The following is a 24,661-nucleotide window of genomic DNA, read 5'->3' as shown; positions in this document are numbered from 1 at the left end:
CGCACCGTAGCGGCTGCCACCGACAGTCACCCGGCGACGACGTGCTTGTAGTACAGGGTGGTCGGCCGCAGTACACCGGACGGGTCCGCCGCGTAGTCCGGGATCACCCCGGCGCGGGTCCATCCGGCGCCGCGGTAGAGGCGTTCGGCGGGGCTGTCGGTCTCGGTGTCCAGGTGCAGCAGCGTCACACCGCTCGCGGCGGCGGCCTCCTCGGCGAGGGCCAGGAGCCGGCGTCCGAGGCCGCGGCCGCGGGCGTCGCGGTGGACCACCAGCTTGACGAGTTCGGCGCGGTGGCGGCTGTTGGGCCTGTCGGGGAAGGCGAGGCCGACCGTGCCGACGACGCGGTCGCCGTCGCGGGCCGCCCACACCGCGAGCTGACCGGCGGCCACCGCCGTCGCCCGCTCCCGCCACCAGGCGAGGGCGTGGGCGGGGTCGAGCGGGGCGAGGAAGCCGAGGGAGCCGCCGCCGTCCACGGCGTCGACGAGCAGGTCGGCCAGCTCCTCGGCGAGGCCGAGCAGGGCGGGGGCGTCGAGGCGGGTCGTCGTCACGGCAGCACCACCGCCAGCGCGTACCGCACGTCCGTGTCGCCCGCGCACCGGAACCGGGTGGGCCCCCACACCCGCAGGCGCAGACAGTCGCCGGTGCCGAGGTGGTGCTCGACGTCCTGCGCGGTGAGGTCGAGGGCTCCCTCCAGGACCCAGATGTGCTGTTCCAGGCCTGGCACGGGCGGCCGGTCGTAGGCGATGTCGGCGCCGGGGGCGAGCCGGCCCTCGACGAGTTCGCCGCGCAGTCCGGCGTGCGGCGGCGACACCGAACGCCGGACGAACCCGGAGGCGCGGTCCTCCCAGACCGGCTGGTCGGCGGCCCGCACCAGCAGCGCGGGCGCCCCCTCGACCTCGCCGAGCAGCCGGGACATGGTCCGGCCGTAGACGTGGCACAGGCGGTTGAGGGTGGCCGCGGTGGGGCTGATCTCGGCCCGCTCGGCCCGCGACAGGGTCGAACGGCTCACCCCGCTGCGCTCGGCCAGCTCCCCGAGCGACCAGCCGCGTTCGGCACGCAGCTCGGCGAGACGGGCGGCGAGTCGGGCGTCCACCGGGTCGACGGCGTCCTGGGCGCTCTCGGGCGGGGCGGAACCGCCCCCCTCAACGTTTCTCATATGTGGGATGCTATCCCGCATACGGGATTCCGAGAAGGGGTCACGGGTGATCACACGGGCGGGGTCGCGGGGGGCCGCGGGGGGGTCGCGGGGGGATCGGTGAGGCGGTCTGCGGGCATCGCCGACGATCACGCGGTTCGGTTCGCCGAGGGGCGGTGGGCCGGGGCGACGGCGATCACGCGGGCGGGGTACGGGGCGGTCGCAAGATCACCTGCCGGGGTACCCCGGGTAGCCGGTCGCCGGGAATCAGGCGAGGCCGGGACGAGGGGGTCACGCCGTCGGCGTCGCCTCCCCCAGGGCCTCCAGCACCGGGCGGATCAGCGGATGGGCCTCCGCGCCCCGCCGTACGGCGGCGAAGACGCGGCGGGTCGGGGCCGCCCCGTCGACCGGGCGGACGACCACACCGGTCAGGTCCATGCCGCGCAGCGCCGAGCGCGGGACGAGGGCCACGCCCGCGTCGGCCGAGGCGAGGGCGACGACCGCCCGGAAGTCGTCGGAGGAGTGCTCGAGCCGCGGCTGGAACCCGGCGTGCTCGCAGGCCAGGACCACCACGTCATGGCAGGGGTTGCCGGGGTACGGGCCGATCCACGGGTCCTTCGCCAGCTCCGCCAGCGGCACCTCCTCGGCCTCAGCGAGCCGGTGGGTGACCGGCACGACCGCGTCGAAGGGCTCCGCGTACAGCGGGACATGGGTGAGGCGCGGGTCGTCGGCGGCCGGCGCCCCGCGGTACTCGACGGCGACGGCGATGTCGACCTGCCGGTCGAGGACCATCGGCAGGCTGGCGTCGCCCTCGGCGTCCTGGACGCGGATCCTGATGCCGGGGGCGGTGCCGGCGAGCCGGGCCACCGCGGGCGCGACGACGAGGGCGATGCCGGTCGCGAAGGCGGCGACCGTGACGGTCCCGGCGTCCCCGGAGCCGTACGCGGCCAGTTCCGCCTCGGCGCGCTCCAGCTGCGCGAGGACCGCGTTGGTGTGCGCGAGCAGGATCTCCCCGGCCGGCGTCAGCCGTACGCCCTTCGCGCCGCGTTCCACCAGCCGGTGGCCGGTCTCCTGTTCCAGGGCCGTGAGCTGCTGGGAGACGGCGGAGGGGGTGAGGTACAGCGCGGCGGCAGCCGCCGTCACGGTGCGGTGGTCGGCCACCGCACGGAGGATGTGGAGCCGCCGTGCCTCGATCATGCGAACGATTATCCCCAGATGTCCGGAGCTCTCAGGGGCCCGTGCACTGTGAGCGCCTGATCGGGCCGCGTGGTCCGGCGCCGTGCATCGCAAGGCGCCGGAGAGTCCTCGTAGCGGAGAGCGGGGCCACCAGGGCTCTCCGGCAACGCGGCGAGGAGTGCGGTACCAGGCCGCGCGGCCCAGGCGGGCACGGTGCAAGGACCCCTCAGACCGCGTCCAGCTCCGCCCGCGCCGCGACGAAGGCGTCGACCGCCCGGTTCACGTCGTCCGTGGAGTGCGCGGCGGACAGCTGGACGCGGATACGGGCCTCGCCCTGCGGGACGACCGGGTAGGAGAAGCCGATCACGTACACCCCGCGGGCCAGCAGCAGTTCGGCCATCCGGCCGGCCCTCGCCGCGTCGCCGATCATCACGGGCGCGATGGCGTGGTCGCCGGGGAGGACGTCGAAGCCCTCGGCCGCCATCCGGCCGCGGAACAGGGCCGTGTTCGACGCGAGGCGCTCGCGCAGCTCCCCCGCGGACTCCAGCAGGTCGAGCACCTTGAGCGAGGCCGCCGCGATCACCGGGGCGAGGGTGTTGGAGAACAGGTACGGGCGGGAACGCTGGCGCAGCAGGGCCACGATCTCGGCACGGGCGGCCACATAGCCGCCGGAGGCACCCCCGAGGGCCTTGCCCAGGGTGCCGGTGACGATGTCGACGCGGTCCGTCACGCCGTGCAGTTCGGGGGTGCCCCGGCCGCCGGGGCCGACGAAGCCGACGGCGTGCGAGTCGTCGACCATGACCATGGCGTCGTAGCGGTCGGCGAGGTCGCAGATCTCACGCAGGGGGGCCACGTAGCCGTCCATGGAGAAGACGCCGTCGGTGACGATCAGGCGGCGCCGCGCGTCGGACGCCTCCTTGAGCCGCGTTTCCAGGTCGGCGAGGTCGCGGTTGGCGTAGCGGAGGCGGCGGGCCTTGGACAGGCGGATGCCGTCGATGATCGACGCGTGGTTCAGCGCGTCGGAGATCACCGCGTCCTGCGGGCCGAGGAGTGTCTCGAAGACACCGCCGTTGGCGTCGAAACAGGAGGAGTACAGGATCGTGTCCTCCTGGCCGAGGAAGGCGGACAGCCGCGCCTCCAGCTCCTTGTGCACCTCCTGGGTGCCGCAGATGAAGCGCACGGACGCCATGCCGTAGCCCCAGCGGTCCAGGGCCTCGTGGGCGGCGGCGACCACCTCGGGGTGGTCGGCGAGACCGAGGTAGTTGTTGGCGCAGAAGTTGAGGACCTCGCCGGGGCGGCCGCCGGCCGTGACGTTCACGGTCGCGGACTGCGGGCTGCCGATCACGCGCTCGGGCTTGTGCAGGCCGGCGGCGCGGATCTCGTCGAGGGTGGCGCGCAGGTCGTCGCGCACGGAGTCGAACATCATCAGTCCTTGGAGGTCTCAGAGGGTCCAGTCGAGGATGACCTTGCCGCCGCGGCCGCTCGCCGCGTCCGCGAACGCCGCCTCGAAGTCGCGGTGGCCGTAGCGGCCGGTGATCACGGGGGCGAGGTCGAGTCCGCCCTCCAGGAGCACCGACATGGCGTACCAGGTCTCGAACATCTCGCGGCCGTAGATGCCCTTGATCGTGATCATCGAGGTGACGATCCGGGCCCAGTCGACCGGGAACTCCTCGGCCGGCAGGCCGAGCATGGCGATCCGGCCGCCGTGCGTCATGTTGGCGATCATGTCGCGCAGGGCCTCGGGGCGGCCGGACATCTCCAGGCCGATGTCGAAGCCCTCGCGCAGGCCCAGCTCCCGCTGCCCGTCGGCGATGCCGGTCCGCGAGACGTCCAGCGCGAGGCTCGCGCCGATCTTGCGGGCGAGTTCCAGGCGCTCCTCGCTCACGTCGGTGACCACGACGTTCCGCGCGCCGGCGTGCCGGGCCACGGCCGCGGCCATCAGGCCGATCGGGCCGGCGCCGGTGATCAGGACGTCCTCGCCGACCAGCGGGAAGGACAGGGCGGTGTGGACGGCGTTGCCGAACGGGTCGAAGATCGCGGCCACGTCGAGGTCCACCGGGACGCGGTGCACCCACACGTTGGACGCGGGCAGGGCGACGTACTCGGCGAAGGCTCCGTCGCGGCCGACGCCGAGGCCGACGGTGGCCCGGCACAGGTGGCGGCGGCCGGCCAGGCAGTTGCGGCACTTGCCGCACACCAGGTGCCCCTCCCCGCTGACCGTGTCGCCGACGGCGACGTCGGTGACGTCCCGGCCGATGTCGACGACCTCACCGACGAACTCGTGCCCGACCACCAGCGGGGTGCGGATCGCCTGCCGCGCCCAGCCGTCCCAGGCCCGGATGTGCAGGTCGGTGCCGCAGATGCCGGTGCGCAGCACCTTGATCAGGACGTCACCGGCTCCGACCGCGGGCTCCGGGACGTCTCCGAGCCACAGCCCGGGCTCCGCCTTCTCCTTGACCAGCGCCTTCAACGCTACGGCTCCTGTCATGACGCTCCCGGGCACGCCGAAGGGGCCCGCATCCGGGGAGAGGGGTGGATTCGAGGAGCAATCTGCCGCACCCGCCCGCCCCGGTCCATCGAGGATTTCTTAAGCGCCGCCGCAGGTTTCCTTCACACCCGTCGCCGGGTCCGTCCCTCCGGCCGCTACGGCAGCCCGTCGTCCATCGGCCTTTCCAGCCGGACGACGAGATCGGCGGCCGTCGCCTTGATGGTCTCCAGGCCGCCCTTCCCCCAGGGCCGGGGCGTGAGGTCGGCGACGCACACCGTGCCGAGCACCATGCCGGTGCTGTCGATGAGCGGGGCGCCCAGGTAGGAACGGATGCCGTATTCGTCGACGAGCGGGTTGCAGGCGAAGCGGGGATAGTCGCGCACGTCCTCCAAGGCCAGCGCCTTGCGCCGGACAACGACGTGCGGGCAGTAGCCGTAGGCGCGGGCGAGTCCGCGGCCCAGCTCGGGTTTGCCGCCGCGGGCGGCCGGGCCGCCGGCCGGGGTGTGCAGTCCGGCGAAGAACTGCCGCTCCTCGTCGATGAAGTTGACCATGGCGTACGGCGCGCGAGCCACTTCGGCGAGGCGGTCCGCGAAGGCGTCGAGGGCGGGGTCCGGCCGTTCGCCGAGGCCGAGCCGGCGCAGTCGGCGGGTGCGGGCGGGAGCCTCCCTGTCCTCGGGGGTGAGCAGCAGTCGACCGGCCGGGCGCGGCGGGTCGTAGCTCATGAACGGGCTCCGTCACTGGGGAGGTGTGTCATCTGCGGCTCCGGTGCGTCGTGTGCGGGAATCACATGTGGGCGCCGCGGCTCGGCCGGGGTGCTGCCGGTGCGTGCGCGATGAGGTGCCGGACGAGGGTGAGCAGGGTCTGGACACCGGACGCGGAGATGCGGGCGTCGCAGCGCACGACCGGGATCGCCGGGTCGAGGTCGATGGCCGCGCGCACCTCCTCGGGGTCGTAGCGGTGGGACCCGTCGAACTCGTTGACGGCGACGATGAAGCCGAGGCCGCGTTCCTCGAAGAAGTCGACGGCCGCGAAGCACTCCTCCAGGCGGCGGGTGTCGGCGATGATGACCGCGCCGAGGGCGCCCTCGGAGAGCTCGTCCCACATGAACCAGAACCGCTCCTGTCCGGGCGTGCCGAACAGGTACAGCACGTGGTCCTTGTCGAGGGTGATGCGGCCGAAGTCCATGGCGACGGTCGTCTCGACCTTGTTCTCGATGCCGTCGAGGTTGTCGGTCGCGGCACTGACGGTGGTGAGCAGCTCCTCGGTGCTGAGCGGCGCGATCTCACTGACCGCGCCGACGAAGGTCGTCTTGCCGACCCCGAACCCGCCCGCCACGAGGATCTTCAGGGCGGTGGGGAACGGGTCCGAGCCGGCGTCGTGCTCGTCGTGCTCAGAGCTGTCGTCGTAGTCCATCGAGCACTGCCTCCAGTAGGGCCCGGTCGGTGGGGTTGTGGTGGAACTCGGGGGGCTTGGTGGTCAGCGCCCCGCAGTCGACGAGGTCCGACAGCAGCACCTTGGTGACCGCCGCCGGCAACTTCAGGTGGGCGGCGACCTCGGCGACCGGGACGGGAGCGCGGCACAGGTCGAGGGCCTGCGCGTGCTCGGGACCGAGATAGCCGAGGGGGGTCACCCCGGTGGCTCTCACCTGCGACATCAGGTCGAGGGCGACGGTGGGTCTGGTGCGGCCGTTGCTGACCGTGAAGGGGCGCACCAGCCGTCCGGCCGCGTCGTCGAGCCAGGGCCCGTCGCCGGCCGCCGCCACGCTCAAGGCCCCATCACCGAGGCGTCGACGGCGTGCTGTCGGGGTGCCGTCACCAGGTAGGGGCGGACGCTCTTGACGAGCATCGCCATCTCGTAGCCGAGGATCGCCGCGTCGGCCTCGCGGCCGGCGAGCACGGCCAGGCAGGTGCCGGAGCCGGCGGTGGTGACGAACAGCAGCGTCGAGTCGAGCTCGACGACCACCTGCCGTACGTCCCCGCCGTCCCCGAAGCGCACGCCGGCGCTGCGGCCGAGGGAGTAGAGGCCGGAGGCCAGGGCGGCCATGTGGTCGGCACTGTCGGGGTCCAGGCCGTGGACGGACTTCACGAGACCGTCGGAGGACAGGAGGACCGCACTGGTCGTGTGCGGTACGCGCTGCACGAGGCCGCTCATCAGCCAGTCGAGATCGGATACCTGGCCGGTCGGCGCTTCGCTCGCCATGGTGGATCGACTCCTTGGGGTACGGGGGTCTGCGGGAGCGGTGGGGGCGGTGGTCACGGGCGTGCTCATCCGGCGGGTGCGCTCCCGTCGTGCCGGGTGGTGGGGTGGTGGTCGGGTCCGGACGCGCGGTGGTCCTCGGGCGAGGCGGGCGCGTGCGCGGGTGCTGCGGATATCGGCGACGTGGGCCGCGCGACGGAGGGGGTCGCCGGGTGGGCGGACGGCACGGGGTCCCCGCCGTCCGCCTCCAGGCTCTGCTGGGCCTCGGCGAGGCCGATGCCGCGCTGGAAGGCCGCCATGAGGCCGGGGTCGTGGCCGACGGGCCGGTCGTCGTCCTGGCGGGGGGCGGGGCCGCCGCGCAGTTGGGGTGCGATGTGTTCCTGGGCGCGACGGCGCGGAAGCTGGGGCTTGCCCATGGTGCCGCGCACCGCGCTCACGCGCGGGGTCGGTGCGAGCCCCTCGTGCTCCTCGACAGCGGGCCGGTCGCCCGGCCGGATCCCGGGCACGGCCTCGGCCGGGTTGGGCCGCTGCTCATGGGCACCGCGGACGGGCAGGGGGGTGGGCGCCCGCTCGTTCAGCCGCGGGGTGTCGTGCGAGGGGCGCCGGATCGGCAGCGGCGGCGGGGCGGGGAGGCCTGCCGGTGCCGGTGCGGCCGACGGGCCGCCGGGATGCCGGGACCGAGGAGCGGCCCCCGGCGGCGACTGCCCTCCCGAGGAGGCAGCGCGCCGGTCGGGAAGCACGGTGTGCGGATCCGGGAGCAGGGGTTGCCGGTTCGCCGGCACGGCGTGCGCGTCCGACGGCAGCGACGGCCGGCTCGCGGGCACGGCGTGTGGGTCCGACGGCAGCGACGGCCCGTTCACCGACGTCCCGTACGCGTCCGACGGCAGCGACGGCCGGCTCGCGGGCACGGTGTGCGCGGCCGGCGGGGGCGCCATCTGACTCGTCGGCAGGGCTTGTGGGTCGCCCGGCGTGCGACGGTCCGTCAGGACGGGGTGCCGGTCCGCGGGGACGGTCCCCCGGGTTCCGGGCCCGGCCGGCGAGTGCGGGGGTGCGGTCGGTGAGGCCGCGGGGACGGTCGGTGCAACCGCGGGGGCGGCCTGTGTCGTGACCGCCGGCCGTCGGCCGGGCGGGGGCGGGAGCGGGGCGGGGGCCTGGGGGCGATGGTCGCCGGCCCGGGGCACGCCCCGGGTGGGCGGGGCGGAGGCCCGCGCGACGGCGGGGGCGGCCTGTCGCGGCACCGGCGCTCGTCCGGGTCCGTTCGCGTCCCGGCCGTCGGCCTCGGCCTGCGGTGCCGGCAGCGCGGGGGAGCCCAGCAGCGCCTGCGGGACGACGATCACGGCCTGGACCCCGCCGTAGATGTTGGTCTGCAGGCGGACCCGGATGCCGTGGCGGCGCGCGAGCTGGGAAACCACGAAGAGGCCGATGCGTCCGTCGGCCAGCAGGCGGCCCACGTTGACCTGGTCGGGGTCGGCGAGCAGGGCGTTCATCCGGCTCTGTTCCTCGACGGGCAGGCCGAGGCCGCGGTCCTCGACCTCGACGGCGAGCCCGGAGGTGACGAGGTTGGCGCGCAGCAGCACCTGGGTCTGCGGGGCGGAGAACACCGTGGCGTTCTCGACGAGTTCGGCGAGCAGGTGGATGACGTCGGCGACGGCGTGCCCGCGCAGTTCGCCGTCGATCGGCGGCACGAGCCGGACCCGCGAGTACTGCTCGACCTCGGCGATGGCGGAGCGCAGCACCTCGGTCATGGAGACCGGATTGCTCCACTGCCGCCGGGAGACGGCCCCGCCGAGCACGGCGAGGTTCTCGGCGTGGCGGCGGATGCGGGTGGCGAGGTGGTCGACGTGGAAGAGGCCCTTGAGGAGGTCGGGGTCCTCGATCTCGTTCTCCAGCTCGTCGAGGATGGAGATCTCGCGGTGCACGAGCGACTGAAGGCGTCGCGCGAGGTTGACGAACACCTCCAGCTTCTGTTCGCTGCCGGCCTGGCTGGACAGTTGTGCGGCCTGCACGACGGCGGTGACGGCGCCGTCGTGCGCACGGGCCAGGTCGGCGGCGAGCAGCTCGAAGTCGTCGGAGTCCGCGGGCGGTCCGCCGCGCGTGGTGCGCGGGGCCGGGACCTCGCCGCGGCGCAGGGTGTCCAGCAGGGCGCGCAGTTCGGCCTCGCCGTGTGCGGTGCCCCGGCGCAGCGCGGTGAGGCGGTCGGCGACCGTGCGGGCGGCGCGGTCGGCGGCCACGGCCGCGATGAGGATGCCCGCGGCGGTGACGGTGACCGCGCCGGTCAGGACGGCCCACAGGGTGGTGCTGGTGCGGGCGCCGGTGGAGCGCACGGTGAACAGGACGGCCGCGCAGGCGCTGAGGGCGACGGCGGTCGGCGGGAGCACCGCGAGCCGGAGGAGCTGGGACCGTATGTGGGTCTCGGCCGGGGCGGGGGCGGTGCGGGCGACCGGTCGTCCGTGCCGTCCGCCCTCACGGCGGTCTGCGCGTGCGGCCGGTGCGCGGAGGTGAGACATCGGGGTCCTCGTACTGTCTGTCCGTCGGGCGTGGGTGATCGCGCGGGGTGCGCGACTCGGGCGTGCGCCATCGCGGTGTCGGTCGAAGGAGCGGAGAGTTCGACCGCGCGCCGCCCGACGGCCACTCACAGTAGTCGCCGACGCATCATGTGCGGTGGGCAGTTGACAAAGTCCACCGGGGAGCGTCCCGCTCTGGTATGAGGCCTCGCACGAAGGACCGATAACCCGCCGATCATCCCGGACAACAGATGACCGTGGTTCGATCATGCCTGGTCAAAGGCGATCGCAAGCGGACGGGCACAGGACCGGGGGTCGCTCGTTCCCGGGGCCCCGCCGCAGGACGGCCGGGCCGGTTCCGGCGATCCCGCCCGCCCGCGAGGTGTCCGTAGGGGCTTCGCCGACGTCGACCACCCGGAGAGAAGTTACTCAGCGTATCGGCTGTGGCCTTTACTTCTCGCCGTCGGAGGCCGACGGTCCGGGCAGGCCGCGCGGCCCCGCCGGAACTCGCGCGGAGGCGCACGACCGCCGCCGGACGACCTCCCGTTCCCGGCGGGCACCTCCCCGGCGCGGACCCGCTCTTCCGGGGCACGCGACACCCCTGCCTCGAGGAGTGCCGCGCCGAGGCGAGCGCACCGGTCGCCGGCCTCCTCGACGATCGGGCGCGAAGGAGGGGCCGGGGCAGGGGCCCGGGCCCGCGCGGCGCGCTGCGGGCGCCCGACCCACGGCTCTCCCCCCCCCGGCGGGTCAGCCGAACATGCCCGGCCGGTAGGCGCCGGCCGGCTGCCGGTTGATCACGCTCACCCGGTTCGACGCGACCAGAGCTTGTGACACGCGTCTCAGTTCTCGTAGACGTCCAGACGCCCGCACATCCCGAACTTCCCGCGTTCGGAGGGCTGTCGAGAACGCACGACGGCGTCGGCGAGATGGGAGAGGTCGCCCCGCTCCAGCGCGTCGAGCTGCTCCCCGGTGGCCCGGGCGGCGGCCTCGGCCCCCCGCCGCCACCGCGCGCGCCACTCGGCGATCCGCGGCGCCACCAGAGCGGCGGCCGCCCGGTGGAACGCCGCCAGGGCCTCCGGGCCCTCGGCCGCGCGCAGGGCCCGGTAGCCCTCCATCGCCAGGTCGCGCCTGGTCCGGGCGACACGCTCCCGCTCCTCCTCGGGCGCGTCCGCCGGGACGACCGTGGCCCGCGCGTAGGTCTGCGGGTCGGTCAGGTACTCCGGCGGCAGCGTGAGGACCGCGTCCCCCGCCTCCGGCAGCCCGCCGTTCTGCATGAGCACGGTGATCCGCAGGTCGTCCTCGTTGACCAGCCGGTGCACGGTGCCGGGCGTGAACCAGGCGACCGTGCCGGGCGCGAGCGGCGTGACCCGGTACCCGGACGTCGTCAGGGTCTGCACGGCCCCGCGCCCGCCGGTGACGACGTACGCCTCCGAGCAAGTCAGGTGCAGGTGCGGGGTGCCGCCGCACACACCGTCGGCGGCGGGCCAGTCGTACACCGACAGGTGCGAGACGGCGACGCCGCCGGGAAGCCCGGGGAAGCCCGTGGGAGCGAAGGCGGCGTCGGAGGCCGTCGGGGATGCGTCCACGCCCGGCCTCACACCTCTCCGGCGAGATCCAGCTCGGCCCGCGCGGCGGCCCCTCCTGCCGGGCGTCGCCACGGGTGGGCGAGCGGGGCGGACACCGCCCGCCACCACGCGTCCGCGGGGAGCTTGCCCGCGGGCTCGAACGGCTCTCCGGGGCGCGGCGAGGCGACGGCCTGCCCGGCCTCGTCCGCCACGTCCTTCGTCCACTCCCCCGGCTCCGCCCACGCGTGCGTGGCGAGGTTGAAGGTGCCCCAGTGGATCGGCAGCAGCACGCCGTGCGGCTCGCCGCCCTGGAGGTCGAGGTGGGCCCGGAGCCCCTGGGCGGGGGTCATGTGGATGTCGGGCCAGAAGTCGGAGTACGCGCCGATCTGGATCATCGTCGCGTCGAACGGGCCGTGCGCGGCGCCGATGTCCTCGAAGCCGTCGAAGTAGCCGGTGTCGCCGCTGTGGTAGACGCGGTGCTCGGCGCCGGCGACGACCCAGGACGCCCACAGGGTGTGCTGGGTGTTGCGCAGGCCGCGCCCGCAGAAGTGGCGGGCCGGGGTGGCGGTGAGCGTCAGCCCCGCCACCTCGGTCTCCTCGTGCCAGTCGAGCTCGCGCAGCCGGTCCCCGGCCACGCCCCAGTGCTCCAGGTGCGCGCCGACGCCGAGCGGCACCGCGAACACCGTGTCCGTGCCCGCCAGTTGCTTGATCGTGGGCATGTCGAGGTGGTCGTAGTGGTCGTGCGAGACGACGACGACGTCGACCGGGCCCAGCGCGGCCAGTGGGAGCGGGACCGGGTGCAGCCGCTTGGGGCCCGCGAAGGGGAAGGGGGAGCAGCGCTCGCCCCAGACCGGGTCGAACAGCACCCGCCGTCCGTCGATCTCGGCGAGGACGCTGGAGTGGCCCATCCACGTCAGGCGCAGGCCCGTGGCCGGGGGCCTGGCGAGGTCGGCGAGGGTGGTGGCGTGCACCGGCACGGTGCCCGAGGGGGCGCGGCGGGGGCGGGAGTCCTTGTCGAAGAAGACCTTCGCGAAGTCGAGCGCCGAACCGGAGGGACGGGTGCGCGCCGGTCCGCCGGGGTTCTGGAAGACCCCGTCCTTGAAGTGGGGCGATCTGCGGATGCGCGCCAGGCGCTCACCGCTCGGGTCCGCGCCGAAGGCCTCGGGCCGCAGTGCACGGAGCCCGGGGCTCGGGGAACGGAAGCCGGCCACGGTACCTCCAGGGGAGTCGCTGTGGATTCCCATTATGGTCGGCTCCTCCGACAACACCGGACCGCCCCGGCCGCACGGGCGGCCGGGGCGGCGTCGACACGGTGGCGCGCGGCTCTCGGCGCTGAACCGTCATCCGGTGCCGACGTTCCGTGACCGTCCCGCTGATCGGCGTCGGTTCCGGTCGAGGAGTCCGCATGGGCGCCCCCTTGCCGTCCCTCGCCCGGACCGGCGACGTCACCGCCGCGATCCGTGGGCCTACGGACTGCCCGGCCTCGGCCCCGGCGTCGGTGTCCTGGCCGGGGCCGGTGGTGGCGTCGGGCCGAAAGGCGTGCTCGGCGGTGCCCTGGCCTACGGACTAGGGTGACGGCGTGACAAGGGTGCGGTTGAGCGTGGCCGAGCGACGCGAGGAGCTGCTGCGGGCCGCCATCGGGCAGATCGAGGCGCGGGGCGTGGCGGCGGTCAGGATCGCCGACGTGGCCGCGACGCTCGGTGTGAGCAACGCGCTGGTGCTCTATCACTTCTCCACCAAGGAGAAACTCGTCGCCGCCGCGTTCGCGTACGCCGCCGAGGACGACCTCGCGCAGCTGCGCAAGCTGCTCGGTCGCCGGACGACGGCGCTTCGGCGACTGCGGTCGGCCGTGCGCTGGTACGCGCCCACCGGCCAGGCCAAGGGCTGGCGGCTGTGGATCGAGGGCTGGGCGGTGTCGCTGCGCGAGCCCGCCCTGCGGGAGGTCGCCCGCGACCTCGACCGGCAGTGGAAGGCGGCACTCACCGAGGTGATCACGGAGGGCGTGGCCGCGGGCGAGTTCCGGTGCGCGGACCCCTCCGGCGCGGCGCTGCGTCTGACGGCCCTGCTCGACGGACTCGCCGTACAGCTGACGTCCTACGAGGGCGGGGTGTCCCGGGCGCGGGCCCGGGAGTGGGTCGACGAGGCAGTGGCCCGCGAACTCTCGCTCGACGCGCGGACGTCGGCCGCCCCGGAGCGCTGACGGCCCGCGCGGGGCGGATGTCTCAGACCAGTTCGTACACCGCCGTCACCGTCGCCGTCGCCCGGATGACGCCCGGAGCCACGGGCACGCCGTCGGCGGCCGCGGCCGACGCCTCCGCTGTGACCGGCGCGGGGCGCAGGTACCCGGTGGCACCCTCGGCGAGGGAGACCAGCCGGCCGAGCCGGTGGCCGCTCAGGCGGGCGTACTGTGCGGCCCTGGCGTGGGCGTCCTCGTGCGCGGCCTCGCGGGCGCGGGCCTGGAGCGGGGCCGGGTCGGACAGTTCGAAGGCGACGGAGGTGATGCGGCCCGACTCGCCGGTGGCGTCGGTGAGCGCCTGGAGGACGGCGCCGGTGCGGTCCACCTCACGGACCTTCACGGAGAAGGACTGCGCGGCCTGGTAGCCCTTCAGACGGGAGGTGCCCTCCGCGTGGTCGTGGACGGGGTTGAGGGAGACGCTCTCGGTACGGACGTCCCGCTCGGCGACACCCTGCCCGCGCACCGCGGCGAGCAGGGCCTCGACGGCCCTGCCCTGCGCCTCCAGAGCGGACTGCGGAGTGGCGGCGAGGGTCTCCACCCCGGCCCCGACGACCGCGAGGTCGGGGTCGGCGCTCGCACCGCCCTCACCGGTCACGGAGACGGTGCCGGGACTCGGCGCGGCGGCGGGGCTCGGCACGGCAGAGGCGGGCGCGGCAGCCGACGCGGGCGCGGCGACCGCCGACGGTCCGAGCGCGAGGAGCGTCACGACGACGGCGGCGACGGGCATACGGCGACGGAACATTCGGGACCGCCCCTTCGGGTGCTGGAGGACGACGTACGCCCATCCCAGCACCCGCCCGGGGCGGCTCGCGCGCACCACTCCCGCGCGGTCACCTGGCCGGTGGAGCGACGGCGGCCACGGCCACGGCGGCACCGGGACGGCCATGAGGACACCGCCGCACCTACCGCGCACCACCGCCCAACCCACCGCGCACCACCGCCGCAGCCGCCCCGGACACCCGCCCGGCGGCGGCACCGAGCGCCCGTCGCCGGACGGCACCGCCGAGTGCCCCGCCGCGGACGGCGACCCGAGCGCGCCTCGCCGGACGGCGACCCCGAGCGCACCTGCCCGGCGACAGCCCCCCGGCGCCCCGCCCTGCGGAGCGGCAGCCCCGACGGCCGTCCCGTGGACGCCCGCCCTGCATCCGGCCCCCGAGCGGCAGCCCCGTCAGCCCGTCCTCCGGGGCGGGGTGCCCGCGACACCCCGCCCCGGGCGGCGGCACCCCGTCAGGCCACCGAGGCGATCCGCATCTTGATGTCGTCGGGGGACAAGGTGCCCTTGGCGGTCACGTGGTCGCCCGAGGACTCTCCGCGCAGACGGCGGCCGATCCACGGCACCAGGTACTCGCGAGCCCAGTGCACGTCGTCGCGCCGGACCTCGAGGGTGCCGCGCGGCGGGAGCGGCGGCCAGGCCTGCTCGGGATCGGCCGGCACCTCCAGGCCGAGGACCTGCCCGGCGCGCAGCGCCACGCGCGTGTGACCTTCGGGTGAGAGGTGGAGCCGGTCGTGGTCCCAGGCCCGGCGGTCCTGGACCGACTTGAGGGACCACAGGTCGAGCACGGGGCAGCCGTAGCGGTCGGCGACGGCCCGGACGTGCCCGTTGTAGGTGGCGATCTTGCCGCGCAGATGCTTGAGCACGGGGACGCCACGGGTGTCGAAGCCGGTCGTCACCATGACCGTGCCGGCCGAGGCGGTCAACGCGGCGATCGCCCGCTCGAAGCGTTCGGCGACCTCGTCGGGGTCGGTGCCGGGCCGCAGGATGTCGTTGCCGCCCGCGCAGAAGGAAACGAGGTCGGGCGCGAGCTCCACCGCCTTGGGCAGCTGGTCGGCCATGATCTGGTCGAGCAGCTTGCCGCGCACCGCCAGGTTCGAGTACCGGAAGTCGCCTTCGGGACGCCGGTCCGCGAGCAGGACCGCGAACCGGTCGGCCCAGCCGACGAACGCCCCGTCGGGGCCGGGGTCGCCGACGCCCTCGGTGAAGCTGTCCCCCACCGCCACGTACGACCCGATCACTGGACTGCTGTCATTCTTCGAATCGTCTGCCACAGCGGTTCATGATTCACCCTGGAATGTGACCTACGCGACCGTAGCGGGGGTTGACGGGCGGTGAGATAAGCCACTCCTAAAGAATTTGCCAATCCGGGACAAGACCCTCCCGTCAGCGGCGTCGATCCAGCGACCACACCCGGAATCCGCTGGGCGGATCTGCCACGTGAACGCAGTGGAACGACCATGGAGGAAACGGCCACGAACGGGCAGACGCGCCCGGAACCGGCGGGCGGGGACGCCGAAGGCCGGACCCGTGATCGGGGTCCGGCCTTCGGCGGCGTGTCGGGCAGGGGGTCGAGCGGGAGGTCAGCCGACCGAGACGCCGTGCGAGCGGAGGAAGGCGACCGGGTCGACGTCCGAGCCGTAGTTCGGCGTGGTGCGGATCTCGAAGTGCAGGTGCGGGCCGGTCACGTTGCCGGTGGCACCGGAGAGGCCGACCTGCTGGCCGGCGCTCACGGTCTGTCCGGCCGAGACGGACAGCTGCGAGAGGTGGGCGTACTGGGCGTAGTAGCCGTCGTTGAGCCTGATGACGACCTGGTTGCCGTACGCGCCGCCCCAGCCCGCGGAGACGACCGTGCCCGCACCGACCGCCTTGAGGGAGGTGCCGGTCGGGACGACGAAGTCGACACCGGTGTGGTAGCCGCTGGACCACATGCTGCCGGACATGCGGTACGGGGTGCCGACGGTGGCGCCCGCCACCGGCGCGACGTACCCGGCGGCCGTGCTCGCGCCCGATCCCGCGCTGTCGGACGTCTGCGTGGTCGAGGTCTTCGACGCGGAGGACTTGGAGGAGGACTCCGAGGCCTTGGAGGACGACGACGAGGACGACGAGGACGACGAGGACGACGAGGAGGTCGACGACTTCGACGGCTTCGACGACGACTGGGAGGACTTCGAGGAGGAACCGGACGAGGACGTGCCGGAGCCGGTCGCGGCCTTCTTGCCGATGGACAGCCTCAGACCCGGGTGGATCAGGGACGGGTCCTCGCCGACGGCCTCACGGTTGTCCGCGTACAGCCTCTGCCAGCCGCCGTTGACGTCCTGCTCGTCCGCGATCTTCGAGAGGTAGTCGCCGGCCCGCACCGTGTAGGTCCGGGTGCCCGCCGCGGTCTTCAACTCGGCGGCGGCGGTCGGCTGCCCGACCGGAACGGACTGAACGGTCTTTTCGGACACCGAGGAAACCGACTGGGCCGCCGACTTCGCCGGTGCGGCCTGAGCACCGGAGGCGCCCATCAGCGGAAGGGCGAGCGCCGCGCCACCGGTTCCGGCGACGGCGATGGAGCGGGTGAGGCGCTGGGTCTTGGGACGGCGGTGCTTACCCTTCGCGGGCATGGCGGATTCCTCTCCGGCGCCTGCGAGGTGAGCTGTCGGGTGCGGACTGGAGATGTCCGGCCACGCCGAGGCGCGGCTTTACCCCAAGCCTGTTCCGGAGACCGGGACAGGCGGTTCTGCCTGTGGGTCCCCCGCTCCTGCCGTGCACGGGTGGGTGAATGCGGGCTCCGGGCGGCGGCAGGATTCGGCGTCCGTCCGGAGTGGACTGGAACGTAAGCGACCACGACGCACAGGGACAAGCGAAGGTTGCACGCGAGGCGCGTTTCTCGTGAGCCTCAGGGGGAATCCCCTGTCACGCTCCGTGCACCGATAGGCCCGCCTTTCACCGAACATCCATGAAAAGCGCCAGAATTACGTGAACATGACGCGCGACGCACGGTCACGAATATGACGCTCCTCACGTGACACCTCTCCAGGTTCCCGCAATGTGGAGCGAGTTGGACTGATGAATCTAATTCGGACAGAACTCTCAGATGCGGCGCAGTCGGAGAACTGCCGCATCAAGGTCACCGCGCAGACCGGTGCGCAAGCCGTGGTGCAGCAGCACCGCCCCTCGGTGCACTTCGCCCGTTTCGCGGCATTCGTACGACGCCGTCGGGTCGAGTCCGCGCAGCCGCAGCGCCGGGACCGGCTCACCGAACCGCTGCGCCTGGAGCCAGGCGAGGACGACACTCTCGTCCCCGCGCACGTACTGCACCGCGCTCAGCCCGCCCTCCGGGGGCCGCAGCCGGTAGAGGTCGCCCCGCTGCACGACGGGCCGGATCTCCTTGTAGAGCTCCACCCACCGCCGCGCCTCGGCGAGCTCCTCCTCGGTCCACTCGGAGAGGTCACCGCCGACCCCGAGCACACCCGCCATGGCGCTGACGAACCGGAAGCGAAGCGAGCTGACCCGGCCGTTGAGCTGCGTGTTGGGGCTGTCGGTGACCCAGGCGGCCATGACCCGCGCGGGGTGGATCTGGGTGAAACCGTGCTGGATGGCGAGCCGGTCCAGGGGGTCGGTGTTGTCGGAGGTCCACACCTGGTCCGTGCGGCCCAGGACCCCGAGGTCGATCCGCCCGCCGCCGCCCGAGCAGGACTCGAAGGCCACGCCGGGGTGGGCCGCCCGCAGCCGGTCCAGCAGCTTGTACAGGGCCCGCACGTGGTCGGTCCACAGCCGCTGCGGGTAGGCGTCGTCCGGCCAGCCGGCGTCGGTGAAGCAGCGGTTGAAGTCCCACTTGACGTAGTCGACGGGCGCACTGGACAAGAGCGTGTCGAGCTGCCCCCAGAGGTATTCCTGGACGTCCTCGCGAGCGAGGTTCAGCACGAGCTGATTGCGCAGTTCCGTCCGCTTTCGACCGGGTTGGAACTGCACCCAGTCGGGGTGCGCCCGGTAGAGCTCGCTGTCCGGATTGACCATTTCCGGCTCGACCCAGATGCCGAACTGCATGCCGAGGGCGTGCACCTGGTCGGCGAGCGGCCTGAGGCCGTTCGGGAAGCGGTCGGGGTTCGGCGTCCAGTCACCGAGCCCGGCGTGGTCGCCGGTGCGCGCCCCGAACCAGCCGTCGTCCACCACGAACAGTTCGACGCCGATGGCCGCGGCGCGCCGGGCGAGCGACGCCTGCTGCTCCTCGGAGATGTCGAAGTAGGTGGCCTCCCACGAGTTGAACAGCACCGGCCGGTCCCGCTCGGCGTCCGGGACGACGTACGCGCGCTGGTAGGCGTGCCAGGCACGGCTCGCGCCGCCGAAGCCGCCGTCGGTCCACAGGCCGGCGAAGAGGGGCGTGCTGAAGGACTCCCCCGACGCCAGCGTCAGCAGACCCGAGTCGTCGTGACCGGCGCCGCCGGTGATCTGCACGCGTGCGTCGGGGAGTTGGGCCACGGCGATCCGCCAGGAGCCCGACCAGCCGAGGGCGCAGCCGTAGACCTCGCCGCGTTCCTCGCTCGCGTCGGTGTCCAGGGCGACCCAGGGCAGGTGCTGGTGGCCGGTGTGACCGCGACGGCTGCCGATGACCTTCTCGCCGTAGGTGAGGGGCGCCCGCGTGAGACGGGACTCGGCGGCCCAGCGGCCGTGCAGCTGGGACAGGCGCCAGCCGTCGCGGTCGGGCAGGGTCCAGGTGGCGGAGTCGGCGCGCAGCAGCTCCAGGGGCTCCGCACCCTCGTTGCGCAGGGTCGTCCAGCGTTCGACGACGTCGCCGCGCATCCGGTAGTGCAGGGTGACCTCCAGCCCGGCGTCCCGGAAGCGCAGCCTGAGCTCGTCGCCCTCGCTCTCGTGTCCCGCGAAGGTCCACTCGGTGCCGCGCCGTTCGGCGGTGCGCACGGACAGGGCGGGGCGCACGAAGCGCGCGCCGCCCTCCACCGGGTACTCCTCGCGGCCGTCGAGCGGGGACTCGAAGGGCCAGTAGTCCGGCAGCGGGCGGACGGCGAGGGCCTCGGCGTCGGCGAGCGCGATCCGCGGCCCCCAGTGCAGGTGCACCAACTCGTCGGCCTCGGTGACATGGACGGCGTAACTGCTGGTGGGCCCCGAAAGGATCCAGGTACGGCCGTCGACGGCGGACTCGAGCATCAAACCCCCACTGATTCGAACAGGTGCGATCAAACGTCCACATCATCGGTGGACGGGAACCCGACAGGCAACGTCTGCCGGAACGTGATCGTCCGGCCGGCGGATCCCGGCCGTCCCGGACCGCCCCGTGCCCGGCCGGAGGTGCCGTAAGGTCGGAGGCGTCCTGTCGGCCCCGACGAGCCGCGCCGACCAGGACCGACAGGGAGGAGCCCCCGTGACGCAGCAGATCCCGTCGACCGAGCCCGAGCTGGCCGGTGTGCGCAACTTCCGCGACGTGGGCGGTCTGCCGACCGTCGACGGCCGGCGGGTGCGGCACGGCGTGCTGTTCCGCAGCGGCCACCTCGCGCACGCCACCGACGAGGACGCCGCGTTCCTCTCCTCCCTCGGCCTGCACACGGTCTTCGACTTCCGCAACGCGGCGGACCAGAAGCTGGAGGGCCCCGACGTCGAACTGCCGGGCGTGCGCAACGTGAACCTGCCGCTGTCCGACCCGGCGGACGGCGCCGAGTTCTGGCGGATGGTCCGCGACGGCGACATCGACCAGCTGCGCCGGATCCTCGGCGACGGCCGGGCCGCGGGCCGGATGACCGCCTCCTACCGTTCGATCATCAAGGACCGCACGGCCGAGCACTCCCGCGTGCTGCACTCCCTCGCGCAGGACAGCGTCCCGGCCCTGATGCACTGCGCCGCCGGCAAGGACCGCGCGGGGCTCTCCGTGGCGGTGACGCTGCTCGCGCTCGGCGTGGAACGCGAAGCGATCGTCGCCGACTACCTGGAGTCCAACGCCAGGCACCGCCGTTACAAGGTGCACCGCAGCGGCACCTCCGCCGACACCTACTCACCCGAGGTCATGGAGCTGCTCAGCCCCCTGTTCGAGGCGCGCGTCGAGTACCTGACGGCGGCGTTCGAGACCATCGAGGAGAACTGGGGCGGCGTCGACGCCTACCTGGAACAGGGCCTCGGACTCGGCTCGGGGACCCGGGAGCTGCTGCGGGAGCGACTGCTCGACTGAGAGCTCCGAACAAATGGGGAGGCCGATCGCCTTCGCGCGCGACGAGCCCGCTGCGCGGGCGGCGCTCGCGACTACTGCCGGGCACCCACCTCGAAGAGCAGCCAGATGAACGCCGCGAGGACGTGCCCCACCGCGATGTAGATGATCAGCCGGATCCAGAGGCTGCGCGGAAAGCGTTCCTCGATGTCACTCATGGCGTTCCTTCGGGGGTCGGGCCGAGGCACAGCGTGGCCGTCGGGCTCTGCAGCAGGGTGTGGACGAAGAGCAGTTCGACCCCGTTGGGGTCCTGGGCCGCGATGCGGTGCGGGGTCAGCGAGTCGAAGTGCGCGCTGTCGCCCGCGCCGAGCAGGTGCGTGGCGTCCGCCAGGCGCAGCCGCAGCCGCCCGGTGAGGACGTACAGCCACTCCTCACCGGGGTGCACGCGCACGACGTCGCCCTGCGAGCCGTACGGCACCCGCACCCGCAGGGCCTGCATCCCGCGCCCGGACGCCCCGGCCGGCCAGTACGTCCAGCCGCCCGCCGCCGTCGGTTCCATGTCGGCGGCGCGCACCACGGCGTCCCGGTCGGCGACGCTCTCGCCGAGCAGCTCCGAGACGGTCGTACCGTAGATGCGGGCGAGCGCCAGCAGCATCGGCAGCGAGGGTTGCCGATGCCCCGTCTCCAGACGGGAGAGATGAGCGGGCGACAGTCCGGCGGCGCGGGCCGCGGACTCCAGCGTCAGGGCGGCCCGGCGGCGCAGGGCGCGCAGCCGCGGGGCGACGGCGGGCAGGGTGTCGTCGTCCGGCCCGATGCCGCCCGCGGCGGGTTCGGCGTCGGAGCCCGCGGCGGACTCGGCGTCGGGGGAGTTCATGCCTCCATTTCAGCCCGGGTTTTGCCTCAGCGGCAAGTTTCTTGCCTCTGAGGCAAAGCGGTCAGCGCCCGGCCACCGCCTGCCTCACGAGCGTCCTGCCGAAGTCCCACACGAGTCCGCCCCCGTGGTGCGCGTCGTCCATCACCTCGGTGAAGGCGTCGACGAACCGGTCCACCTCCCGCTCCCCGATGATCAGCGGCGGGATCAGCTTGATCACCTCCACATGGTCCCCCGAGACCTGGGTGAGGATGCGGTGGCGCTGGAGCAGCGGGACGACGACCATCTGCGCGAACAGGCCCTTGCGGGCCGCCTGGAGCACGGCCCACCGGCTGCGCAGCTTCAGCGACGTGGGCCGGCCGAACTCGATGCCGATCATCAGACCGCGGCCCCGGACGTCCGCGAGCAGCTCGTACCGGTCGACCAGTGCGGTCAGCCGTGCCTTCAGCCGCTCCCCGGTGGCGCGGGCGCCCGCGACGACCTGTTCGTTCTCCATGACCGACAGCACGGCGAGCCCGGCGGCCATGGCCTGCGCGTTGGCCCCGAAGCTCGCGGAGTGCACCAGCACCCGGTCCATGGACGAGTAGACCTTCTTGAAGATCCAGTCCTTGCCGAGGGTGGCGCCCACGGGCACATAGCCGCCGGAGAGCGCCTTGGCCACGCACACCAGGTCGGGCTCGACGCCCTCCTCGTGCTGGTGGGCGTAGAAGTCGCCGGTGCGGCCGAGGCCGGTCTGCACCTCGTCCGCGATGAGCAGCGCCTTGTGGCGGTGCAGCAGTTCCTGGGCTGCGCGCAGATAGCCGGGCGGCGCCTCGTGCACACCCTTGCCCTGGACGGGTTCGACGATCAGGGCGGCGACGTCGCCCGTCTTCAGCTCCCGTGCCAGCGCGTCGAGGTCACCGAGCGGGACGGCGGTGTCGGGCAGCAGCGGGGCGAACCCGTCCCGGAAACCGGACTCGCCGTTCACCGACAGGGACCCGGTGGTCAGCCCGTGGAAGGCGTGGTCGCAATACAGGATCCGCGGCTTCCCGGTGGCGTACCGGGCGAACTTCAGCGCCGTCTCCACGGCCTCCGTCCCGCTGTTGCCGAAGAACACCCGGTCCAGGTGCGGGCTGTGGGCGAGGAGCTTCTCGGCGAGCAGTCCCGGCAGCGGCTGGCAGTCGAAGCGGGTGAGGTCGGCGAGCCGGGCGTCCAGCACGTCGTGCAGCGCCTTGCGCACCACGGGGTGGTGGCGGCCGAGGCCCATCACCCCGAACCCGGCGAGCATGTCCAGGTAGTCGTTGCCGTCCGCGTCCCAGAAGTAGGCGCCCTCACCCCGTTCGTAGACCTTGTCGAAGCCGAGGGTGCGCAGCACGCGCGGGAGTTGGTGGTTGAGGTACCGGTCGTGCAGCGCGTAACGTTCGGCTCCGCGCTCGGCCAGCAGCGTGCGCAGGTCGAACTCCCCGGCCCGGGACGAGGGCGACTCGGATGCGGCGGTGGTCATGGCTGATGCTCCTTGGACTGTGTGGACACCTCGGCTCCGCCGCCCTGCGTCCGCTCTCCCGCGACGGCCAGGCTCGCGCTGGTCCGTCCGGCGATCTCGACAGGCGTGAGACCGATGTCGGCGAGCACCTCGGAGCGTTTGGCGTGGGCGAGGAACTGCTCCGGGATGCCGAACCGCCGTACGGGAACGTCCACGTCGGCGTCCGCGAGGGCGAGCGCGACCGCCGAACCGACGCCCGCGGCGCGGCTGTTGTCCTCGACGACGGCCACCAGCCGGTGCCCGGCGGCGAGCGGGGGCAGGGCCGGGTCGACGGGCTTGACCCACCGCGGGTCGACCACCGTGCACGCGACGCCCCGGGCCGCCAGCAGCTCGGCGGCCTGCAGGCACACCGGGGCCATCGCCCCGACGGACACCAGCAGGACGTCCGCCCGGTCGGCGCGGCGCAGGACGTCCAGGCCGCCGACCCGGCCGACCGCCGGGACGTCCGCTCCCACCGACTCCTTGGGGAAGCGCACCAGGGTCGGCGCGTCGTCCACCGCGACCGCCTCGCGCAGCTGGGCGCGCAGCTGGGCGGCGTCGCGCGGGGCGGCGATCCTGAGGCCGGGGACGACCTGGAGGACGGACAGGTCCCACACGCCGTTGTGGGAGGCGCCGTCGGTGCCGGTGACGCCGGCCCGGTCGAGCACGAACGTCACCGGGCAGCGGTGCAGCGCCACGTCCATGAGCAGCTGGTCGAAGGCCCGGTTGAGGAAGGTGGCGTAGACGGCGACGACGGGGTGCAGGCCCCCGGTGGCGAGACCGGCCGCGCTCACCGCCGCGTGCTGCTCGGCGATGCCGACGTCCCACACGCGGTCCGGGAAGCGCTCGGCGAAGGCGCCGAGGCCCACCGGGTGCAGCATGGCCGCCGTGATGGCCACGACGTCCTCGCGCTCCTCACCGATCCGGACGATCTCCTCGCCGAACACGGACGTCCAGGAGGGAGCGCCGGTGGGCGCGAGCGGCGCGCAGGTCAGCGGGTCCATCGCCCCGACGGTGTGGAAGTGGTCCTCCTCGTGCGCGAGGGCCGGCTCGTAGCCGCGGCCCTTCTCGGTGAGGCAGTGCACCAGCACCGGCCCGTGGAAGCGCTTGGCCCGCCGGAGCGCCGACTCCACGGCGGTGACGTCGTGCCCGTCGATCGGGCCGACGTACTTCAGCCCGAGGTCCTCGAACATGCCCTGCGGGGCGAAGGCATCCTTGAATCCCTTCTTCGCGCCTTGCAGCGACTCGTACACGGTGTGCCCGACGACGGGCGTGCGCAGCAGCACGCCCTTTCCCCAGGCCAGGACCTTCTCGTAGCCGTCGGTGGTGCGCAGGGTCGCGAGGTGGTTCGCCAGCCCTCCGATGGTCGGCGCGTAGGAGCGCTCGTTGTCGTTGACGACGATGATCAGCGGCCGGTCCCTGGCCGCGGCGATGTTGTTCAGCGCCTCCCAGGCCATGCCGCCGGTGAGCGCACCGTCGCCGACGACCGCGACGACATGGCCCTCCTCGCCCCGCACCCGGCGGGCCTTGGCGAGCCCGTCGGCCCAGCCGAGGGCGGTGGAGGCGTGGCTGTTCTCGATGACGTCGTGCTCGGACTCCTCCCGGGAGGGGTAGCCGGACAGGCCGCCCTTGCCCCGCAGTTTGGAGAAGTCCTGACGGCCGGTCAGCAGCTTGTGGACATAGCTCTGGTGGCCGGTGTCCCACAGGATGCGGTCGACCGGCGACTCGAAGACCCGATGGAGCGCGATGGTCAGTTCCACCACGCCCAGGTTGGGTCCGAGGTGCCCGCCGGTGCGGGCGACCGCGTGCACCAGGAACTGTCTGATCTCCTCGGCGAGTTCGCCGAGCTCCGCCGCTGGCAGCGCCTTCAGGTCACGTGGTTGTCGGATGTTCTCCAGGATCGTCACGACGGGCCCCCTCTCGGTCCGTGCCGGTTCAGCTCACGGTGACGGCCGGCTCCCCCGCCGCGACGCCGTCCTGTTCCATCTGTTCGGCGATCTTCATGGCCTCCTCGATGAGGGTCTCCACGATCTTCGACTCGGGGACGGTCTTGATGACCTCGCCCTTGACGAAGATCT

At 73.5% G+C, this 24,661-nt stretch carries 22 protein-coding genes, 1 pseudogene and 1 riboswitch; of the genes and pseudogenes, 2 read left to right on the top strand and 21 right to left on the bottom strand.

Going from position 1 to position 24,661, the window contains the following annotated elements; all coding sequences use genetic code 11:
• Positions 1 to 26 precede the first annotated feature (26 nt).
• From ACZ4YY_RS33540 to ACZ4YY_RS33485, 12 genes are all read right to left on the bottom strand, one after another.
• Complete coding sequence (locus ACZ4YY_RS33540; RefSeq protein WP_468298747.1) at positions 27 to 548, bottom strand: GNAT family N-acetyltransferase; 522 nt, start codon at positions 546 to 548, stop codon at positions 27 to 29.
• Positions 545 to 1,156, bottom strand: a complete 612-nt coding sequence (locus ACZ4YY_RS33535; RefSeq protein WP_468298746.1) for a helix-turn-helix domain-containing protein — start codon at positions 1,154 to 1,156, stop codon at positions 545 to 547. The genes ACZ4YY_RS33540 and ACZ4YY_RS33535 overlap by 4 nt, the downstream gene beginning before the upstream one ends.
• A 270-nt stretch (positions 1,157 to 1,426) precedes the next feature.
• Positions 1,427 to 2,332: a LysR family transcriptional regulator gene (locus ACZ4YY_RS33530; protein WP_468298745.1), complete on the bottom strand. Its 906-nt coding sequence runs from the start codon at positions 2,330 to 2,332 to the stop codon at positions 1,427 to 1,429.
• 205 nt (positions 2,333 to 2,537) lie between these two features.
• Positions 2,538 to 3,734: a glycine C-acetyltransferase gene (locus tag ACZ4YY_RS33525; RefSeq protein ID WP_468298788.1), complete on the bottom strand. Its 1,197-nt coding sequence runs from the start codon at positions 3,732 to 3,734 to the stop codon at positions 2,538 to 2,540.
• Positions 3,735 to 3,752: 18 nt separating this feature from the next.
• A complete protein-coding gene (tdh, locus tag ACZ4YY_RS33520) occupies positions 3,753 to 4,781 on the bottom strand; it encodes an L-threonine 3-dehydrogenase (protein WP_468298787.1) in 1,029 nt (342 codons plus the stop codon).
• A gap of 173 nt (positions 4,782 to 4,954) precedes the next feature.
• Positions 4,955 to 5,521 (bottom strand): GAF domain-containing protein, encoded by a 567-nt coding sequence (locus tag ACZ4YY_RS33515; protein ID WP_468298744.1) that lies wholly within the window; start codon positions 5,519 to 5,521, stop codon positions 4,955 to 4,957.
• A 61-nt stretch (positions 5,522 to 5,582) separates the two neighbouring features.
• Positions 5,583 to 6,212: a GTP-binding protein gene (locus ACZ4YY_RS33510; RefSeq protein ID WP_468298743.1), complete on the bottom strand. Its 630-nt coding sequence runs from the start codon at positions 6,210 to 6,212 to the stop codon at positions 5,583 to 5,585.
• Positions 6,190 to 6,561 carry a DUF742 domain-containing protein gene (locus ACZ4YY_RS33505; RefSeq protein ID WP_264933121.1) on the bottom strand — a complete coding sequence of 124 codons (372 nt, stop codon included), beginning with the start codon at positions 6,559 to 6,561 and terminating at the stop codon, positions 6,190 to 6,192. The genes ACZ4YY_RS33510 and ACZ4YY_RS33505 overlap by 23 nt, the downstream gene beginning before the upstream one ends.
• A 2-nt stretch (positions 6,562 to 6,563) precedes the next feature.
• Positions 6,564 to 6,998, bottom strand: coding sequence for a roadblock/LC7 domain-containing protein (locus ACZ4YY_RS33500; protein ID WP_468298742.1), 435 nt, complete (start codon positions 6,996 to 6,998; stop codon positions 6,564 to 6,566).
• A 65-nt stretch (positions 6,999 to 7,063) separates the two neighbouring features.
• Complete coding sequence (locus ACZ4YY_RS33495) at positions 7,064 to 9,502, bottom strand: sensor histidine kinase (RefSeq protein WP_468298741.1); 2,439 nt, start codon at positions 9,500 to 9,502, stop codon at positions 7,064 to 7,066.
• 836 nt (positions 9,503 to 10,338) lie between these two features.
• Positions 10,339 to 11,085, bottom strand: a complete 747-nt coding sequence (locus ACZ4YY_RS33490) for a cupin domain-containing protein (RefSeq protein WP_468298740.1) — start codon at positions 11,083 to 11,085, stop codon at positions 10,339 to 10,341.
• A gap of 8 nt (positions 11,086 to 11,093) precedes the next feature.
• Positions 11,094 to 12,275: an MBL fold metallo-hydrolase gene (locus ACZ4YY_RS33485; RefSeq protein WP_468298786.1), complete on the bottom strand. Its 1,182-nt coding sequence runs from the start codon at positions 12,273 to 12,275 to the stop codon at positions 11,094 to 11,096.
• A gap of 389 nt (positions 12,276 to 12,664) precedes the next feature.
• Between ACZ4YY_RS33485 and ACZ4YY_RS33480 the strand changes: the two genes are divergently transcribed.
• Positions 12,665 to 13,264, top strand: coding sequence for a TetR/AcrR family transcriptional regulator (locus ACZ4YY_RS33480; protein ID WP_468298739.1), 600 nt, complete (start codon positions 12,665 to 12,667; stop codon positions 13,262 to 13,264).
• 22 nt (positions 13,265 to 13,286) lie between these two features.
• Here the strand turns inward: ACZ4YY_RS33480 and ACZ4YY_RS33475 are convergent, their stop codons facing one another.
• The 4 genes from ACZ4YY_RS33475 to ACZ4YY_RS33460 all read right to left on the bottom strand — a co-directional run bounded on the left by ACZ4YY_RS33475 (position 13,287) and on the right by ACZ4YY_RS33460 (position 19,223).
• Positions 13,287 to 14,027 carry an SIMPL domain-containing protein gene (locus ACZ4YY_RS33475; protein ID WP_468298738.1) on the bottom strand — a complete coding sequence of 247 codons (741 nt, stop codon included), beginning with the start codon at positions 14,025 to 14,027 and terminating at the stop codon, positions 13,287 to 13,289.
• 500 nt (positions 14,028 to 14,527) lie between these two features.
• On the bottom strand, positions 14,528 to 15,313 hold the full coding sequence (locus ACZ4YY_RS33470; protein WP_468298785.1) for an SGNH/GDSL hydrolase family protein: 786 nt from the start codon (positions 15,311 to 15,313) through the stop codon (positions 14,528 to 14,530).
• A 342-nt stretch (positions 15,314 to 15,655) separates the two neighbouring features.
• Positions 15,656 to 16,681 carry a M23 family metallopeptidase gene (locus ACZ4YY_RS33465; protein ID WP_468298737.1) on the bottom strand — a complete coding sequence of 342 codons (1,026 nt, stop codon included), beginning with the start codon at positions 16,679 to 16,681 and terminating at the stop codon, positions 15,656 to 15,658.
• A gap of 4 nt (positions 16,682 to 16,685) precedes the next feature.
• Positions 16,686 to 16,844, bottom strand: a riboswitch (cyclic di-AMP (ydaO/yuaA leader).
• 306 nt (positions 16,845 to 17,150) lie between these two features.
• Complete coding sequence (locus tag ACZ4YY_RS33460; RefSeq protein WP_468298736.1) at positions 17,151 to 19,223, bottom strand: alpha-galactosidase; 2,073 nt, start codon at positions 19,221 to 19,223, stop codon at positions 17,151 to 17,153.
• 214 nt (positions 19,224 to 19,437) lie between these two features.
• Here ACZ4YY_RS33460 and ACZ4YY_RS33455 point away from each other — a divergent pair, with 214 nt between their 5' ends.
• Complete coding sequence (locus ACZ4YY_RS33455; protein ID WP_468298735.1) at positions 19,438 to 20,235, top strand: tyrosine-protein phosphatase; 798 nt, start codon at positions 19,438 to 19,440, stop codon at positions 20,233 to 20,235.
• A gap of 71 nt (positions 20,236 to 20,306) precedes the next feature.
• Here the strand turns inward: ACZ4YY_RS33455 and ACZ4YY_RS33450 are convergent, their stop codons facing one another.
• From ACZ4YY_RS33450 to ACZ4YY_RS33430, 5 genes and pseudogenes are all read right to left on the bottom strand, one after another.
• Positions 20,307 to 20,429: a DUF6126 family protein gene (locus ACZ4YY_RS33450; RefSeq protein WP_468298734.1), complete on the bottom strand. Its 123-nt coding sequence runs from the start codon at positions 20,427 to 20,429 to the stop codon at positions 20,307 to 20,309.
• Positions 20,426 to 21,085, bottom strand: coding sequence for a helix-turn-helix domain-containing protein (locus tag ACZ4YY_RS33445; protein WP_468298733.1), 660 nt, complete (start codon positions 21,083 to 21,085; stop codon positions 20,426 to 20,428). Before ACZ4YY_RS33445 ends, ACZ4YY_RS33450 begins: the two co-directional genes overlap by 4 nt.
• 61 nt (positions 21,086 to 21,146) lie before the next feature.
• Positions 21,147 to 22,565, bottom strand: a complete 1,419-nt coding sequence (locus ACZ4YY_RS33440; protein WP_468298732.1) for an aspartate aminotransferase family protein — start codon at positions 22,563 to 22,565, stop codon at positions 21,147 to 21,149.
• The gene (gene dxs / locus ACZ4YY_RS33435; protein WP_468298731.1) at positions 22,562 to 24,490 is read right to left on the bottom strand and encodes a 1-deoxy-D-xylulose-5-phosphate synthase; all 1,929 of its coding nucleotides are present in this window, start codon (positions 24,488 to 24,490) and stop codon (positions 22,562 to 22,564) included. Before dxs ends, ACZ4YY_RS33440 begins: the two co-directional genes overlap by 4 nt.
• Positions 24,491 to 24,518: 28 nt before the next feature.
• Positions 24,519 to 24,661 (bottom strand): annotated as a pseudogene (locus tag ACZ4YY_RS33430) (flavodoxin-dependent (E)-4-hydroxy-3-methylbut-2-enyl-diphosphate synthase); the annotation flags it as partial.

The organism is Streptomyces sp. NPDC030143 (genome assembly GCF_055573695.1).
The sequence above is the reverse complement of the archived record's forward strand: the minus strand, read 5'-3'. Positions and strand labels throughout refer to the sequence as shown.